This window comes from Phytohabitans rumicis (genome assembly GCF_011764445.1).
In the GTDB taxonomy this organism is placed as follows: Bacteria; Actinomycetota; Actinomycetes; order Mycobacteriales; family Micromonosporaceae; genus Phytohabitans; species Phytohabitans rumicis.
This window is the reverse complement of sequence record NZ_BLPG01000001.1, coordinates 7,802,179-7,818,210: the sequence shown is the minus strand read 5'-3', so window position 1 is coordinate 7,818,210 and position 16,032 is coordinate 7,802,179. Positions and strand designations below refer to the sequence as shown.

15 protein-coding genes are annotated in these 16,032 nt (G+C 70.0%); 10 read left to right on the top strand and 5 right to left on the bottom strand.

What is annotated here, in order from left to right:
- Positions 1–7: 7 nt before the first annotated feature.
- Entirely contained in the window at positions 8–337 is a 330-nt protein-coding gene (locus Prum_RS35560; protein WP_173080770.1) for an ArsR/SmtB family transcription factor, read from the bottom strand.
- Complete coding sequence (locus tag Prum_RS35555; RefSeq protein ID WP_173080768.1) at positions 324–758, bottom strand: SRPBCC domain-containing protein; 435 nt, start codon at positions 756–758, stop codon at positions 324–326. The genes Prum_RS35560 and Prum_RS35555 overlap by 14 nt, the downstream gene beginning before the upstream one ends.
- Positions 759–899: 141 nt before the next feature.
- Between Prum_RS35555 and Prum_RS35550 the strand changes: the two genes are divergently transcribed.
- The 6 genes from Prum_RS35550 to Prum_RS35525 all read left to right on the top strand — a co-directional run bounded on the left by Prum_RS35550 (position 900) and on the right by Prum_RS35525 (position 9,305).
- A complete protein-coding gene (locus Prum_RS35550; protein ID WP_173080759.1) occupies positions 900–1,910 on the top strand; it encodes a LacI family DNA-binding transcriptional regulator in 1,011 nt (336 codons plus the stop codon).
- A gap of 64 nt (positions 1,911–1,974) precedes the next feature.
- Entirely contained in the window at positions 1,975–3,333 is a 1,359-nt protein-coding gene (locus Prum_RS35545) for an extracellular solute-binding protein (RefSeq protein ID WP_173080757.1), read from the top strand.
- Positions 3,334–3,354: 21 nt separating this feature from the next.
- Positions 3,355–4,257 (top strand): carbohydrate ABC transporter permease, encoded by a 903-nt coding sequence (locus tag Prum_RS35540; RefSeq protein WP_246278310.1) that lies wholly within the window; start codon positions 3,355–3,357, stop codon positions 4,255–4,257.
- Positions 4,258–4,260: 3 nt separating this feature from the next.
- Complete coding sequence (locus Prum_RS35535; RefSeq protein ID WP_246278309.1) at positions 4,261–5,160, top strand: carbohydrate ABC transporter permease; 900 nt, start codon at positions 4,261–4,263, stop codon at positions 5,158–5,160.
- A gap of 7 nt (positions 5,161–5,167) precedes the next feature.
- Entirely contained in the window at positions 5,168–6,652 is a 1,485-nt protein-coding gene (gene arfA / locus Prum_RS35530; protein ID WP_308785398.1) for an arabinosylfuranosidase ArfA, read from the top strand.
- Positions 6,653–6,749: 97 nt separating this feature from the next.
- Positions 6,750–9,305: a proprotein convertase P-domain-containing protein gene (locus tag Prum_RS35525; protein WP_173080755.1), complete on the top strand. Its 2,556-nt coding sequence runs from the start codon at positions 6,750–6,752 to the stop codon at positions 9,303–9,305.
- Between the two features lie 283 nt (positions 9,306–9,588).
- On the opposite strand, the gene sigJ is transcribed toward Prum_RS35525, so the two are convergent.
- Positions 9,589–10,494 (bottom strand): RNA polymerase sigma factor SigJ, encoded by a 906-nt coding sequence (sigJ, locus tag Prum_RS35520; RefSeq protein ID WP_173080753.1) that lies wholly within the window; start codon positions 10,492–10,494, stop codon positions 9,589–9,591.
- A 409-nt stretch (positions 10,495–10,903) separates the two neighbouring features.
- Here sigJ and Prum_RS55925 point away from each other — a divergent pair, with 409 nt between their 5' ends.
- A complete protein-coding gene (locus Prum_RS55925; RefSeq protein ID WP_503826930.1) occupies positions 10,904–11,269 on the top strand; it encodes an LUD domain-containing protein in 366 nt (121 codons plus the stop codon).
- A gap of 15 nt (positions 11,270–11,284) precedes the next feature.
- Here the strand turns inward: Prum_RS55925 and Prum_RS35510 are convergent, their stop codons facing one another.
- Both Prum_RS35510 and Prum_RS35505 read right to left on the bottom strand, forming a co-directional pair.
- Positions 11,285–12,256: a VOC family protein gene (locus Prum_RS35510; protein WP_173080751.1), complete on the bottom strand. Its 972-nt coding sequence runs from the start codon at positions 12,254–12,256 to the stop codon at positions 11,285–11,287.
- Between the two features lie 22 nt (positions 12,257–12,278).
- Positions 12,279–13,226, bottom strand: a complete 948-nt coding sequence (locus Prum_RS35505; RefSeq protein ID WP_246278669.1) for a PrpF domain-containing protein — start codon at positions 13,224–13,226, stop codon at positions 12,279–12,281.
- 228 nt (positions 13,227–13,454) lie between these two features.
- Here Prum_RS35505 and Prum_RS35500 point away from each other — a divergent pair, with 228 nt between their 5' ends.
- The 3 genes from Prum_RS35500 to Prum_RS35490 all read left to right on the top strand — a co-directional run bounded on the left by Prum_RS35500 (position 13,455) and on the right by Prum_RS35490 (position 15,980).
- On the top strand, positions 13,455–14,426 hold the full coding sequence (locus Prum_RS35500) for an ABC transporter substrate-binding protein (RefSeq protein ID WP_173080749.1): 972 nt from the start codon (positions 13,455–13,457) through the stop codon (positions 14,424–14,426).
- 124 nt (positions 14,427–14,550) lie between these two features.
- A complete protein-coding gene (locus tag Prum_RS35495; RefSeq protein WP_246278308.1) occupies positions 14,551–15,204 on the top strand; it encodes an ABC transporter permease in 654 nt (217 codons plus the stop codon).
- Positions 15,201–15,980, top strand: a complete 780-nt coding sequence (locus Prum_RS35490) for an ABC transporter permease (protein WP_173080747.1) — start codon at positions 15,201–15,203, stop codon at positions 15,978–15,980. The genes Prum_RS35495 and Prum_RS35490 overlap by 4 nt, the downstream gene beginning before the upstream one ends.
- Positions 15,981–16,032 lie beyond the last annotated feature (52 nt).

Sequence of the window (16,032 nt, the reverse complement as noted above, 5' to 3'; positions counted from 1 at the left end):
TCCCGCGCTACCTCAACCGGTCTTGCAGGGCGGCCAGCGGACCGTCCCAGTCGCGGGCGAGCGCGGCGAGGAACTGCTGTGCCACCTTCATGGGCGCGGAGTCCAGGCGGTAGCGGACCCGGCGCCGCTCGCCCGGCTCGGCCACCACCAGCCTCGCCTCGGCCAGCAGGACGAGGTGCTTGGCGATGGCCTGCCGGGTGATCGGCAGTTGGGCGGCCAGATCCGTCGCGGTGGCCGGCCCCCTGGCCGCGAGCGCGGCGAGGATCCCCCGCCGGCTCGGATCGGCCAGGGCGGCGAAGACCTCCTGGGCCACCGCCTCCAGGTCAGGCTTGTCCATCGAGGTACGCGACCAGCTCGCCCAGCTCGTGCGTCCAGCCGTCGGTGTTGCCCGCGTGGGCGGCCTTGTGCTCGGCGTCCGGCAGCTGCGCGAACCCGCTTTCGACCATGGTCAGCGTGGTGCCGGTGCCGGTGGGCTCCAGCGTGAACTCGACGTAGGTGCGGCGCGGATCGCCCTCGGGAAGGCCGTAGACCGGCCAGGTGTAGCCGAAGACACGCGGCGGCTCGAGGCGCTCGATGGTCAGGGTGGCGGTGTCGCCGCTGTCCCAGGTGAGCTTGGCCTGGCCACCGACGCGCAGGTCGATCTCGGCGCGGTTGCCGAACCAGGTGCCCAGGCCCTCGGCGGTGGTCAGCGCCGCCCAGACCCGCTCCGGCGGGTGGGCCAGCTGGAGCGTGCGCTCGATCTTGTTGGGGAATCCCATGTCCGTCTCCTTATAGCAACCGGCTAGTTGCTACTCAACTTATAGCAATCAACTGGTTGCGTCAACCCAGGACGGCCTTGACTATCGACACCGGTAGCGATCACAGTTAGGCGAACGCTCGCCTAAGTTGGGAGGGCCGTCGTGTACGTATCGCTCAGAGACGTCGCGGCGCGCTCCGGGGTGAGCTTCCAAACCGCGAGCAAGGTCCTCAACGGCCGGCACGTGGTGGTCGCGGCCAGCACCCGCGAGCGCATCCTGACGGCGGCGGGCGAGCTGGGATACATCCCCAACGCGATGGCCCGCGGGCTGGTCAGCCGCACGTCGGTGACCGTCGGGGTCCTCGCCGACGACCTGTCCGACCTCGCCGTCTCGCAGTTCGTCCTGGCCGCTCAGCGGGCCGCCGCCGGTCATGGGCACACGGCGCTGATCAGCAGCGTGCACGCCCGTGCCGACGCGGTGCTGGCCCTGCGCAAGCTCCTCGAGCACCGGGTCGACGGGATCCTCGTCGCCGCTCCATCGGTGGAGGACGACCCGAAGATCGGCGAGGCGCTGCGCCGCTCGCCGCTTCCGGCGGTGAGCATCAACCGCATCCACGGCGGCGGCGTCCCGCTCGTCGGGTCCGACCACGCCGTGACCGGCACGCTGGCGGCGGAGCACCTTCTCGGGCTGGGCCACCGGCTGATCGGCACGGTGACCGGGCCACGCGATCGGCAGGTGGTGCAGAGCCGCATGCGCGGCTTCAGATCGGCGCTGCGCGAGGCCGGCGAGTCGTTGCCGGCCCGGCGGGTGGTCGAGGCCGATTGGACCCACGCCGGGGGCTACGAGGCGATGCACCGCCTCCTCGACGCCGCGCCCGAGATCACCGCCGTCTTCGTCCACAACGACACCATGGCCGTCGGCGCCCGCCGCGCGCTGGCCGAGCGCGGCCGGCGGGTTCCCGACGACTGTTCCCTCATCGGATGCGACGACCTGTCCTTCGCCGCATTCCTCGTACCCGAGCTGACGACCGTCCGGGTGCCGTTTCAGGAGACCGGCGAGTGGGCGGCGAAGCTGCTGCTCGACCGCCTCCGCGGCGGGCAGATCCCGGGCCGCAACCTGCTGCCGGTCGAACTGATCGTGCGCGCCTCCACCAGTCCGCTCCCCCACCGGTAAACCGCACCGGCAAACCTCACCGACAGACCCTCGCCGACTCGTCCCCCCTTCAGGACGGTGAGCAATGAACGGTCCTCCCAACCCTCCCCTACCCCGTCCCGCGCTGTCCCGGCGTGGCTTACTGCGGGCCACGCTCGCGGGCGCCGGCGCGCTCGGCCTCGCCGGCTGCTCCACACCGGTCGGCGCCGGCCTCGCCAACACCGAACTGGATCCCGGCACGGTCGAGTACTGGAACCTGTTCGGCGGCGGCGACGGCGTCCGCATGCAACAGATGCAGGACGGCTTCCGCAAGGCCAATCCGGGCACCGGCCTGCAGGCCATCACGTTCACCTGGGGCAACCCCTACTACACCAAGCTGTCGCTGGCCACCCTCGGCGACAAGCCGCCGAATGTCGCGGTCGCGCATCTGACCCGGATGACCACACTGGTCCGGGCCGGCCTGTTGCAGGAGCTGCGGCCGGAAGACCTTGCCCGGCACGGCATGGCGCCCGACATGTTCAACCAGCGGGCGTGGCAGGCCGGGTTGGTGGACGGCAAGGCGTACGCGATCCCGATCGACACGCATCCCTACGTGTTGTTCTACAACAAGGACATCTGCCAGCAGGCCGGGCTGATCGAGGGCGACGGGCAGCTGAAGAACATCGACGGGGAGACCGCCTTCGCCGACGCGCTGGACAAGGTCAAGCAGGTGACCGGCCAGTACGGCGCGACGCACAGCATCAACGCTCCCGACACCGCGAGCCCCTGGCGGTTCTTCCAGACGATGTACGCCCAACTCGGCGGCGAAGTGCTCGCCGACGACGGCACCCGGATCGTGCTCGACGATGCCAAGGCCGGTCGCGTGCTGGCATACATGAGAACGTTAACAGTCGAGCGGAAGCTGCTCCCCAGCAGCATCGACTACCAGGGCGCCGTCGCGCTTTTCGCCAACGGGCAGGCGGGTTTCCACCTCAACGGCGAGTGGGAAATCAGCACGTTCCAGACCGCCAAGATGCCGTTCGGCATGACGCTCGTGCCGAACATCTTCGGCGGGTCGTACGCGGTCCAGGCCGACTCGCACACGCTGGTCCTGCCGGTGCAGCGGGACCAGGATCGCGCCAAGCTGGACCTCTCGCTCGGCTTCGTCAGGTCGATGCTCGACCAGAGCCTCACCTGGGCCGAGGGCGGGCACGTGCCGGCCTGGCTGCCGTTCGCGAACAGCGCCGAATACAAGAACCTCACGCCGCAGTCCAACTACGCCGCCGCCGCGGACGCCGCGGTGTACGACCCGCCGGGCTGGTACTCCGGCTCGGGCTCCAACTTCGAGATCATCATGGGCTCCTCCATCGGGGCGGTCGAGGCCGGGCAGCTCACGCCCGAGGCCGCCATCGCACAGATCCGCTCGAAACTGTCCGTCCTCGCCAACACCGCGTCCCCGGTGTAAGGCGCCCTGAGGAGGTAGGCAGTGACCACCACCACCGGCGTGCTGCGCAGACAGCCCGATCACACCCGACCCGCGCTGACGTTCCTCGCCCCGTTCGTCGTGCTCTATGTGCTGTTCATCATCGGCCCGGCCATCTACGGCCTGGTGATGAGCTTCTTCGACACCAGCATGGTCAAGTCCGGACTCGGTGACTTCGCCGGGTTGAGCAACTACCGGGAGGCGCTGGGCAGTTCCGACTTCTGGTCCGCCCTGTGGCACACCATCTGGTTCACGATCCTCACCACTCCACCGCTGGTCGTCCTGGCGCTGGTCTTCGCGCTGCTCGCCGAGCGGGTCCGGCGCGGGCGGTGGTTCTTCCGGCTGGCGTTCTTCCTGCCGTACGTCCTGCCGTCCGCCGTTGTCGCGCTGATCTGGATGTGGCTCTACACGCCCGCGCTCGGCCTGCTGAACCGATCGCTGACGACGCTGGGCTTTTCCGAGGTCAACTGGCTGGGCGATCCGAACTGGGCGATGGTCTCCTTGGCCATCACGACCGTCTGGTGGACGCTCGGCTTCAACTTCGTGCTGTACCTCGCGGGGCTCCAGGAGATCCCCCGCGACCTCTACGAGGCGTCGGCCATCGACGGGGCGGGGCCCTGGCAGCAGATCCGCCGGATCACCATCCCCCTGCTGTCCCGCACCACCACGCTCGTGATCGTGCTGCAGATCATCGCGTCGCTGAAGGTCTTCGACCAGATGTACATCATGACCTCCGGCGGGCCGAACTTCAGCACCCGCTCGGCGCTGCAGTACGTCTACGACGTCGGGTTCACCGACTACCGCAGCGGCTACGCCGCGGCCGCGTCCACCCTCTTGTTCGTGGTGATCCTCGCCGTATCCGCCATTTGGCTCGTCATGACGCGCCGCCAGGAACAGGAGGTGTGACCCGTGGCTACCCTGGCCCCCACGCGTGAGGTCGACCGCGATCTCCCCCGCCGCGCCGAGCAGTCGCCGCTGGCCATCTCGATCGACCGCCGGGTCCGCCTGTTCAACCGGATCTGCATCGGCGTCCTCATCGCGTTCGCGCTGCTGTGGCTGGTGCCGCTGGCCTGGGCACTGGACACCGCGCTGAAGCCCAACGCGGAAACCACCCGGACCACCTGGGCCATCGACAACCCGACCCTCGAATCGTTCCGCACCCTGCTGGCGCAGGGCGACATCCTCAACTGGTACGCCGCGAGCTTCATCACCTCGGCGCTCGCCGCGGTCTTCACCGTGCTCACCGCGAGCCTGGCCGGGTTCGCCCTGTCCCGCCTGCGCTTCCGTTTCCGCCAGGCGTTCTTCTGGTTCATCCTCATCGGCATCATGATCCCCAACCAGGTGCTGGTCGTGCCGCAGTTCCGGGAGTTCGGCAGCGTCAACCTGCTCAACACCTACTGGGCGGTGATCCTGCCGCAGATCCCCACCGCCATCGCGGTGTTCATCTTCAAGCAGTTCTTCGATGCCCTCCCGCGCGACCTCGACGAGGCCGCGCGCATCGACGGCGCCGGGTTCTTCCGGACGTACCGTCAGATCGTCATGCCACTGGCCCGGCCGGTCGTGTCGGCCGTCGCCATCTTCAGCTTCGTGTGGACGTGGAACAACCTGCTGTGGCCGCTGCTGGTGCTCACCAACCCGAAGCTGATGACGATCCCGGTGGGCCTGGCCACCGTGCAGGGCACCTACGGCATCCGGTACGCCGACACGATGGCCTCGGCGCTGCTCGGCGCGATCCCGTTGGTGTTCGTCTTCCTGCTCTTCCAACGCCGCATCGTCGAGGGTGTCGCCGGCACCGGACTGAAGGGGTAGATGGTTCATGCTTGTGGCCTCGCTGACCGTCGATCCCGCGTTCCGGATCGCCGCCGTCGATCCGCGGCTCTACGGGTCCTTTGTGGAGCACATGGGCCGATGCGTGTACACCGGCATCTACGAGCCCGACCACCCGACCGCCGACGCCGCCGGGTTCCGGCGCGACGTCGCGGATCTGGTGCGCGGGCTCGGCGTGCCGGTGCTGCGCTATCCCGGCGGCAACTTCGTGTCCGGCTACGACTGGGAAGACGGCATCGGCCCGCGGGACCAGCGGCCGACCAGGCTCGACCTGGCCTGGCGCTCGATCGAAACCAACCAGGTGGGGATCGACGAGTTCGCAGCCTGGTCCCGCGGCGTGGGCAGCGCGCCGATGATGGCGCTCAACCTGGGCACCCGAGGCGTCGACGCGGCACGCGCCCTGCTGGAGTACTGCAACCATCCCGGCGGCACGTACTGGTCGGATCTGCGCCGGAGCAACGGCAGCGCCGACCCGCACGGCATCAAGCTGTGGTGCCTCGGCAACGAGCTGGACGGGCCCTGGCAGATCGGCCACAAGACCGCCCGGGAGTACGCCCAGTTGGCCGCCGAAACGGCCAAGGCGATGCGCCGCGTGGACCCCAGCATCGAACTCGCCGCGGGTGGCAGCTCGCACAGCCGGATGCCCACCCTCGGCACGTGGGAGGCCACCGTCCTGGAGGAGACGTACGACCTCGTCGACTACATCTCCATCCACACCTACTACGAGCAGCGCGGCGCCGACCGGGACAGCTTCCTGGCCAGCGGGGTCAACCTGGACCGGTTCATCGAGGCGGCGGTGGCCACCTGCGACCACGCCCGGGCCGTCGGCCGGCACCGCAAGCGCATCCACGTCTCGGTCGACGAGTGGAACGTGTGGTATCAGAGCAAGTTCGCCGGCGAGGGCAGCCTGGACTGGGAGCAGGCGCCGCGCCTCATCGAGGACACGTACTCCATTGTGGACGCGGTCGTCGTGGGCAGCCTGCTCATTTCGCTGCTCCGCCACGCCGACCGGGTCAAGATCGCGTGCCTGGCGCAGCTCGTCAACGTCATCGCGCCGATCCGCACCGAGCCGGGCGGGCCGGCGTGGCGGCAGTCGATCTACCATCCGTTCGCGCTGACCTCCCGGTACGCCCGCGGCACGGTGCTGCGCGTCGAACCCACCGGTCCGACGCACGAGACCTCATGGCTGGGCGAGGTGCCGACGCTCGACGCCACGGCGGTCATCGACGAGGAGGCCGGCGCCGTCGTGCTGTTCGCGGTGAACCGCCACCAACACCAGCCGCTGTCCGTCGATGTCGACCTGCGGGCCTGCCGCGGCCTCGCGGTCGGCGAGCACGTCGCGATGTACGACGAGGACCCCGACGCCACCAACAGCGCGGCGCGGCCGGACCGGGCGGTCCCCGCCGGTTGGCGGACGTCAAGGTCACCGACGGGTACGCGAGCGTGGTGCTCCCGCCGCTGTCCTGGAACATGATCCGCCTTCGCGCGGACCGATGACGGATATCGCTAAATTTGCATATTTGAGACCTTGACTCTTCAAGGCAAGCGCTTTCCTAGCTATACATGGCTCCATGAAAGCATCTGTCGCGCTGGCGGGAGTCACCGTGCTGATGAGCGCCGCGCTCTTCGGCACGGTCACGGGCTCCGCGGCGGCACCGGCCAAGGACGATTACCCGCCGGCGATCAGGGCCGCCGCGGACGACGACTACGCGGTCTACAGCAGAAAGGTGGACGCCAACGGCGCCTCGCACGTTCGGTACACCCGCACCTACCGTGGCCTGCGGGTGCGCGGAGCCGACTTCGTGATCCACACCAAGGCGGACGGCACTCACGCGGGCTCCTCCTCCGGGTTGCAGGTGCCGTTGCGCCTGCGGACCACCCCGCGCATCCCGGCGGAGCAGGCACGCCGGGCCGCCACGCCCCGCTTCAAGGGCAAGGCCACCGGCACCGGCCAGCCGGAGCTGTTCATCGACGCCAGCAGCGGTCGCGGCAGGCTGGCCTGGGAGACCGTGGTGTCCGGATGGGCGCCGGACGGGCAGACCCCGTCCCGGCTGCACGTCATCAGCGACGCGCTCAGCGGCGTGTACATCGGCTCCTTCGACGAGATCCACACCGTCGGCGGCACGGGCCACGGCCTGCACTCCGGCACGGTCACGGTCGACACGACGCTGTCCGGCTCGACGTACCAGATGATCGACCCGACGCACGGCGGCGGCCGCACCTGCGACATGAACAACGGCACGACGACCTGCACGACGTTCCCGGACGCGGACAACGTGTGGGGCGACGGCACGCCAGCCAACCGCCAGTCGGCGGCGGTCGAGGCGCACTACGGCGCGGCGAAGACGTTCGACTACTTCAAGAACGTGCACGGCCGCAACGGAATCTTCGGCGACGGCCTGGGAGTTCCGTCGCGGGTCCACTTCGGCAACAACTACGCCAACGCCTTCTGGGACGGCGCCCAGATGACGTACGGCGGCGGCGCGGGCAACGTCGACCCGCTGGTCGCGCTGGACGTGGCCGGGCACGAGATGGGCCATGGCGTCACCGAGAACGTCGTACCCGGTGGGCTGATCTACATGGGCGAGTCCGGCGGCCTCAACGAGGCGACCAGCGACATCTTCGGCAACATGGTCGAGTTCTACGCCGCCAACCCCAGTGATCCGGGCGATTACAAGGTGGGCGAGGAGATCACCGGCGAGGCCGACCCGGTGCGGTACATGTACGACCCGAGGCTGGACGGCGCCTCGCACAGTTGCTGGTCCCTGAACACCGACCTCATCGACGTGCACTACTCCTCGGGCGTGGGCAACCACTTCTTCTTCAACCTGGCCGAGGGCACGGGCGCGACGCCGTACGGCACCTCGCCGGTCTGCGGCTCGGCGCCCGCCGTGGTCGGCATCGGCCGGAGCAAGGCGGAGCGGATCTGGTGGCGGGCGCTGGACGTGTACTTCACCTCCGACACCAGGTACGTGAACACCCCGAACCCCGGCAACACCGCGCGCGCCCACACCCTGTCCGCGGCGACCGACCTGTTCGGATACTGCTCGACCGAGTACAAGGCGGTGCAGGCGGCCTGGACGGCGGTGAACGTCGCCGGCGGCGACTACTGCCCGACGCCCAACGACTTCTCCGTCTCGGTGTCGCCGACCTCCGGCGCGGTGAACCTGGGCAGCTCGACCACCGCGACGTTGAGCACCGCGGTCATCAACGGGTCGTCCGAGACCGTCACGTTCACCACCACCGGCGCGCCCGCCGGGTTGACCGTCTCGTACAGTCCCGCCTCGGTCCCGGCCGGGGGCTCGACGACCGCCACGTTCAGCGCCGCGGCGTCGACCGAGCCAGGCAAGTACACCGTCAATCTGGTGGGCACCTCGCCGTCCAACACCCACTCGGCGGCGTTCGTCCTGACGGTGAACGGTCCACCGGGCTGCCAGCAGACGAGCAACAACGACGTTCCCACACGCGAATTGAGCCAGGTGGTAGCCGAGATCACCATCTGGGGATGCACGGGTAACGCCGCGGCGACGAGCTCCGTGTCGCTGGACGTCGTGCACACCTACATCGGGGACCTCGACATCGTGCTGCGGTCACCGACCGGCGGCTGGTACACGCTGCACGCCGGGACCGGCGGGAGCGCGGACGACATCAAGCAGACGTACACCGTCAACCTCGCCGGCGAGGCCGCCAACGGCACCTGGCGGCTCGAGGTACGGGACTGGAACCCGCCCGACATCGGGTACATCAACAGCTGGTCGTTGAACCTGAGCGGCGTCTCCGCGCCGTCGTGCGGCCGGACCAACGACACCGACGTGCCCGTGCCTGACATGTCCACCGGCAACGGCACGATCGCGGTGACCGGGTGCGCGGGCAACGCGTCGGGAGCCGCCACGGTGGCGGTGAACATCCAACATCCGTACATCGGCGACCTGAACGTCGCGCTGGTCGCGCCGGACGGCAGCGCGTACCTGCTGCGCGAGCGGACCGGCTCGAACAGCGACAACCTCATCCGGACCTTCACCGTCAACCTGGCGTCCGAGGCCCGCAACGGCACGTGGACCCTGCGGGTACGGGACCTGGGTCAGGCCGACGTCGGATACATCAACAGCTGGACGCTGACTATCTAGCGCCTCAAGAGACGGGACGTCATAGATGCACAAGCCGATCTCGCGGATCCGCCGGGTGGTGGCCGCCGTCGCCACCGGCCTGCTGCTGGCCTCCGCCACCGTGGCCAGCTCCGCACAGCCCGCTCAGGCCGACGCGCCGCAACCGCACGGCCATCACCTCACCTGGGCCGACTGCTACGCCAAAGGCAATGCCGGGCTGAACATCATGTATGTCGACTACTACTGCACCACCGACTACTACGACACCAAGATCATCACACTGATGGTCTACTACCCGAATGACCTACCCGTTCCCGAGAGGCTCCGTCCAAGGACGGAGCTTCTCGGGGTTGGGGGTCGCCCAGATGTGCGTGATCCGGTCGTCCGCGACCTCGAACGCGTACACCGCCACGGTGACGCCGTCGTACTGGGCCACCAGACCGGGCTGGCCGTTGACCGTCCGCGCCAGGAAGGCCAGGTTGCTGGGCGCCCGGCCGGCGAGGTCGACCAGGTAGCGCGCGATCCGCTCGCCGCCTTCGATCGGGCGCGGCTCGGCGGTGGCCACGCCGCCACCGTCGCCGATCGCCGTGGCGTCGGGGTCGAGCAGGCCGATGAGGGCATCGATGTCCTTGGCTTCCCAGGCCCGTTTGAAGTCCCGGACGATGCCCGCCTGCCGGGCCGTCGGGGCCACCGGAGCCTGCGACGCGCGGACGCGGTGCCGGGCCGAGGAGGCCAGCTGGCGGCAGGCCGCCGGCGTACGGCCGGTGATCTCGGAGATCTCGGCGAACGGGTACCGGAAGACGTCGTGCAGGATGAACGCGACACGTTCGGCTGGGGTCATCGATTCGAGTACGACGAGGAAGGCCATGTTGACCGACTCGTCGAGGGTGACCCGGTCGGCCGGGTCGATCGCGGCGCCGACCCACTCCGTGGGTTCGGGCAGCGGCTCGGGGATCCATTCGCCCACGTAGCGCTCCCGCCTCGCCCGTGCCGAGCCGAGCAGGTCGAGGCAGACGCGGCTCGCGACCGTGGTCAGCCAGGCGCCGGGGTGCTCTACCGCGTCCTGCTGCTGCCGGGACATGGCGTACCAGCGGGCGTAGGTCTCTTGCACGGCGTCCTCGGCCTCGGCCAGGGAGCCGAGCAGGCGGTACGCGAGATTGATCAGGTGACGCCGCTCGCTCATGATCGCGCTCAGCCCGGGATCGGTCATGGATGCCGCCAGCCTCTCGGTCACATCTGCCCTCACCAGTCCGACGAAATACCACGCCGAACTGTGACGTGGGCACCGTCGCCTGACATTCCCAGGGGTCGCGTCGTCGTACTGCGTGGACGAACCCGACCAGCCTTGGAGGCACCATGACCACCTCGGTCCCGGCAACACTCTTCGCCGACCCGGCGCCCGCGCAGCGCCTGGAGCGGGCGGCCACCGCGCTGACCGCACACGGTTTCACCGTCGAAATCCTCGACGGCGCCGCCGACGCGCGTACCCGGGTCAAGGACCTGATCCCGAAGGCGCCAGCGTCTTCACCGCGGCCAGTGAGACCCTGCGCCTGTCCGGCATCGAGGCGGACATCAACACCGGCGGGCGGTACCAGGCGCTCAAGCCGCGCCTGCTGGCCATGGACCGCGCCGCCCAGGCCGACGAGATCCGGCGGCTGCTCGCCAGCCCCGACGTCGTCATCGGCAGCGTCGCCGCCCTCACCGAAACCGGCTCCCTCGTGCTCGCCTCGGCCAGCGGGAGCCAACTACCCGCCAACGCCGGCGGCGCCGCCCGGGCGATCTGGATCGTCGGGGCGCAGAAGGTCGTACCCGACCTGGGCACCGCGCTGCGCCGCGTCGAAGACCACGCCCTCCCGCTGGAGAGCGCCCGCGCACAGGTCGCCTACGGGCAGCCCAGCGCCGTCAACCGCCTGCTCGTCCTCAACGCGGAGCCGCACCCCGGGCGCGGCACCGTCCTGCTGCTCCGCGAGGCCATCGGATTCTGACAGCCTTGTCCCGCCTCAGTCGGCCGGCGCCGGCACGACGGGGGTGCCGTGGGTGTGGAAGGTGTCGATGGTCTTCAGGCCCCACGCCTGTCCCTTGGCGCGTTCCTCGCGGGTCCAGCTGATCGTCTTCCAGTCCGGGGCGAGGATGAGCCGGGCTCCCGCGTTGCAGAGCTCGATGCGGTTGCCGCCGGGCTCCCACACGTACAGGAAAAAGGTCTGCTGGATGGCGTGCTTGTGCGGGCCGGTCTCGATGTGGACGCCGGCGTCGAGGCAGACGTCGGCGGCCCGGAGGATCTCCTCGCGGGTGTCCGTCGCGAACGCGACGTGGTGCAGCCGGCCGCGGCTGCCGGTCCAGTCCTCTGTGTACACCAGGTCGTAGGTCTTGTTGCCGACGGAGTACCAGATGGCCTGCGGGCTGCCGTCGTCCTTGACGATCTGCTCGGTGCACCGCGCGTGCAGCACGTCGCGCAGGAACGCCGAGGTGGCCGGGACGTCGGCGGTCAGGTAGTTGACGTGGTCCAGGCGCCGCAGGTTGGCGCCGCGGCCGGGGTATGCCGCCGCCTGGTTCTTCAGCGCCGGCCGGTCGGTGTCGTCGGCCCGGTACCACTCGACGTCCCAGTACAGGCCCAACTCGTGGCCGTCCGGGTCGCGGAACATGTGTACCGGGCCGAGGTTGTGCACGTCGGTGACCACGCCGGTGCCGAGACGCGCGGCGTCGATCGCGGCGGTGAGCCGGGCGACGGCCTGCGGGCTGGCGGCGCGCAGATAGGTACGACCGATGCCGGCCGTGTCGCGCCGCACCAGGCGCACCGTCCACGACTGGTAGTCGTCCCAGGTGTGCAGGTACACCGAGTCGCCGTCGCTGTGCACCTCGCGCAGCCCCATCTGCTGGACGAAGAAGTCGCGGGACGCCTCCAGTACCGGCGTGTACAGCTCGATCGGGCCGACATGGGCGATGTCGCGGCGGGCGTCCGGGTCGTGCGTCATTCCGTTGCCTTCCTGGGTTGGCTCAGACACTGCGCGGCCACACGAGGCCGTCGGACAACTTGCGGGCGGTACGCACGACGGTGCTGCTGCGGATCCGGGTCGCCGCGCCATCGCCGTCGAGCTCGACGGTGACGTCGAACGAACCGCTCGGGTGTTCGATGCGGACCTCGGGGCCGGCGGGCGTGGCGGGGTTGGCGACGGTGCCGGGCGCCCGCACCGCGGCGGCGACCGAGACCGCGCCGAACACGCCGATGGCCGCGTGCACGCGGTGCGGGATGAACGTGCGGGTGGTGACGGTGCCGCCCAACCGCGGCGGTGACACGATGGTGATCTTCGGTACGGTCATGTCCCGCACGTCGCCCAGCCTCATCGCCGGGCCGGCCTCCCGGCGGATCGCCTCCACTGTGGAGCGCAGCGCGGTGTCGCCCTCCAGCGCCTCCGGCGGCTCGGCGCCGTCGACGCCGAGGTCGGTGGCGCGGACGAGCAGCACCGGCATGCCGGCGTCGACGCAGGTGACCTGGACGCCGGCGAACTGGTCGACCAGCCGCCCGGTCGGGAACACCGGCCGGTCGTCGCCGGGGAACGTCAGGTCGATCGGCGCGGCGGGGAACGGGGTGCCGGCCATGACGGTCCGGCCGTCGTAGCGCACCCGCCCGCCGGGGGTGCGCACCCTGGCGTTCGCGAGGCTCACGGTGGGGTTGAGGACCCGGATGCGCACGTCGGTCGTCTCGCCGGACGCCGGCACCAGGCCGCGCTCGATGGCGAACGGCCCGACGCCGGCGAGCAGGTTTCCGCAGGTCTGGGCGTCGGTGACGAGCGCGCGATCGGGCACGACCTGCAGGAAGAGGTAGTCCACGTCGGCCGGTCCGACCGCGGACGGCGCGATCACGGCGACCTTGCTGGTCAGCGGGTGCCCGCCGCCGAGGCCGTCGACCTGCCGCTCGTCCGGGGAGCCCATGATCCGCAGCAGGAGGTCGTCCCGCTCGGCCGGGTCGGCGGGCAGGTCGTCCCGCAGGAAGTACGCCCCTTGGAGCTGCCGCCGCGCATCTGCATGCAGCGCACCCCGTCGACGTCGTAGCTCACCCGTCCTGTGTACGGCACATGAAGATCGTGGTCAAGATTGTCTTCACAATTGTTGACAATATCTGTAACGTTCGCCGCGTCGGCCCCACGAGCGCTGCCGTCCACAGGAGGACCCATGCCCCGACACCCCACTGTCCGCCTATCCGCCCTGGTCGCCGTCGTCGCGGTACTCGTCAGCGCCTGCGGCTCGGAATCGGACGACGCCGGATCCACCGCCTCGACAGGCCCCACCGCGGTGACGGTCGGCGTGATCCCGATCGTCGACGTCGCACCCATCTACCTCGGCATCAAGCAGGGCTTCTTCTCCGCCGAAGGGCTGAACGTCAGCCTCCAGACCGCCCAGGGCGGCGCGGCCATCGTTCCGGCCGTGATGAGCGGGCAGTACCAGTTCGGGTTCAGCAACGCCACGTCACTGCTGCTGGCCGACTCCAAGGGCTTGCCGCTCAAGGTCGTCTCCTCCGGCGTCGCCTCCACCGGCGAACCCGGCAAGGACTTCGGCGCCGTCATCGTGAAGGCGGACAGCCCCATCAAGAGCGCCGCCGACCTCGCCGGCAAGCGGGTGGCCGTCAACACGCTGAAGAACATCAACACCACGACCGTCAACGAGGTCGTCCGGCAGGCCGGTGGTGACCCCGCCACCATCAGCTACGTCGAGCTGCCGTTCCCCGACATCGTGTCGGCGGTCGCGAAGGGCGACGTGGACGCCGGGCAGGTCGTCGAGCCGTTCCTGACCATCGCCACCGGGCAGGGCGACCGCCAGGTGGTCTCCAACTACGCGGGCACCGACCCCAACCTCACCATCGGCATGTACTTCACCTCCAAGGAGTACGCCGCGAAGAACCCCAAGGTCGTCGCCGGCTTCACCGCCGCGATGAACAAGTCGATGGAGTACGCGACCGCCCACCCCGACGAGGCTCGGGCGATCCTGAGCACGTACACGAAGATCGATGCGACGGTCCAGCAGAACCTCGTGCTGCCGAAGTGGCCCACCACGGTCGACCGTGACTCGGTGCAGCTGCTGACCGACCTGGGCACCAAGGACGGCCTGTTCAGCAAGCAGCCGGACCTGGACGGCCTGCTGCCGTGACACGAGTCGGGCGGTGGCGGCAGCCGGCACTCGGGCTGCTCGGCCTCGCGCTGGTGGTCGCCGTCGTGGAGGCGGTACCGCGGCTGGGTCTCGTGGACCGCCGCTTCCTGCCCCGTTCAGCGAGATGGCCGCGGCGCTGGCCGAGCAGGTCGCGACCGGCGACTTCTGGACGGCCCTGGGCCAGACGCTGCGCGGGTGGGCGCTGGGCCTGGCGGTGGCCATGGCCGCCGGGGTCGCCGCCGGCGTGGTGATCGGGAGCGTCCCGTTCCTGCGCGCCGCCACCGCCTCGACGATCGAATTCCTGCGCCCGGTCCCGTCGGTCGCGCTCATCCCACTGGTGGTCCTGCTCTACGGCAGCCGCCCGCAGTCGGCGCTGGTCCTGGTCATCTACGCCGCGTTCTGGCAGGTGCTCGTCCAGGTGCTGCACGGCGTGGCCGACGTGGACCCGGTCGTCCGGGACACGGCCCGCTCCTACCGCTTCTCCCGCCGCGCCGTCGTCCGTACCGTGCTCTGGCCGACGGCCATGCCGTACGTGGTCACCGGCTTCCGGCTGGCCGCCGCCGTGGCGCTCATCCTGGAGATCACCGCCGAGCTGATCATCGGGGTGCCGGGGCTCGGCCGGGCGATCGGCGTGGCCCAGAGTTCGGGCGCGGTCGCCGCGACGTACGCGCTGGTGATCGTGGTCGGGCTCATCGGCGTCACCGTCAACGCCTCCGCGCGCGCCGTCGAACGTCGGGCGCTGCGCTGGCACACCTCGGTGCGGAGGGACCTGTCATGATCCGTGACCTGCCGCGGCGCGTGCTCACCGCGCTCGGCCTGCCGGCCGTGCTGGTCGCGGTGTGGTGGGTCTCGTCCGCGCACAGCACCAGCTTCTTCTGGCCGCCGCTGTCCACGATCGTGCGGGCCTTCCCGCAGACCTGGACCGCGGACCCGCTCCTGCACGACGTGCTGCCCAGCCTCGCCCGCCTCACCGCCGGCTACCTGGCCGCGCTGGCCGCGGGCGTGACGGCGGGCCTGGCGATCGGCTCGTCGCGCACCGTCCGGGCGCTGTGCGAGCCGGCCCTGGAGTTCTTCCGGGCCATCCCGCCGCCGGTGCTCATCCCCGTCATCGCCCTCTTCACCGGGTACACCGCGTGGACCGCCAAGGTGGTCACCATCGCGCTCGGCTGCCTGTGGCCGATCCTGCTCAACACCGTCGAAGGCGTGCGCTCCATGGACGAGGTGCTACGCGACACCGCTCGCTCGTACCGGTTGGGCCGCGCCGCGACGCTCACGATGGTGCTGCGCGGTGCCAGCCCGCGCATCGTCACCGGCGCCCGCCAGGCGCTGTCCATCGGCGTGATCCTGATGGTGATCAGCGAGCTGTTCGGCGCCAACCGCGGCTTGGGCGCGGCGATCGTGCAGTTCCAGCGCGGCTTCGCCATCCCGCAGATGTGGACCGGCATCATCCTGCTCGGCCTGCTCGGGGTGACGCTGTCCGTGCTCTTCCGCCTTGTCGAACACCGAACCATGGCCTGGTACCGCGGGGTACGCCAGGCAGAACGAGGAGCGTGACAGCGTGACCACCTCCGTGGCCCTCGACGTCGACCGGCTCGCCAAGACCTAC

What these genes read in the sequence shown, in the direction of transcription:
- Prum_RS35560 (WP_173080770.1), bottom strand. Translation starts at nt 337, where the DNA reads ATGGACAAGCCTGACCTGGAGGCGGTGGCCCAGGAGGTCTTCGCCGCC.
- Prum_RS55925 (WP_503826930.1), top strand. Translation starts at nt 10,904, where the DNA reads ATGGACCGCGCCGCCCAGGCCGACGAGATCCGGCGGCTGCTCGCCAGC.
- Prum_RS35525 (WP_173080755.1), top strand. Translation starts at nt 6,750, where the DNA reads ATGAAAGCATCTGTCGCGCTGGCGGGAGTCACCGTGCTGATGAGCGCC.
- Prum_RS35500 (WP_173080749.1), top strand. Translation starts at nt 13,455, where the DNA reads ATGCCCCGACACCCCACTGTCCGCCTATCCGCCCTGGTCGCCGTCGTC.
- Prum_RS35490 (WP_173080747.1), top strand. Translation starts at nt 15,201, where the DNA reads ATGATCCGTGACCTGCCGCGGCGCGTGCTCACCGCGCTCGGCCTGCCG.
- Prum_RS35555 (WP_173080768.1), bottom strand. Translation starts at nt 758, where the DNA reads ATGGGATTCCCCAACAAGATCGAGCGCACGCTCCAGCTGGCCCACCCG.
- Prum_RS35545 (WP_173080757.1), top strand. Translation starts at nt 1,975, where the DNA reads ATGAACGGTCCTCCCAACCCTCCCCTACCCCGTCCCGCGCTGTCCCGG.
- arfA (WP_308785398.1), top strand. Translation starts at nt 5,168, where the DNA reads ATGCTTGTGGCCTCGCTGACCGTCGATCCCGCGTTCCGGATCGCCGCC.
- Prum_RS35495 (WP_246278308.1), top strand. Translation starts at nt 14,551, where the DNA reads ATGGCCGCGGCGCTGGCCGAGCAGGTCGCGACCGGCGACTTCTGGACG.
- sigJ (WP_173080753.1), bottom strand. Translation starts at nt 10,494, where the DNA reads ATGACCGATCCCGGGCTGAGCGCGATCATGAGCGAGCGGCGTCACCTG.
- Prum_RS35510 (WP_173080751.1), bottom strand. Translation starts at nt 12,256, where the DNA reads ATGACGCACGACCCGGACGCCCGCCGCGACATCGCCCATGTCGGCCCG.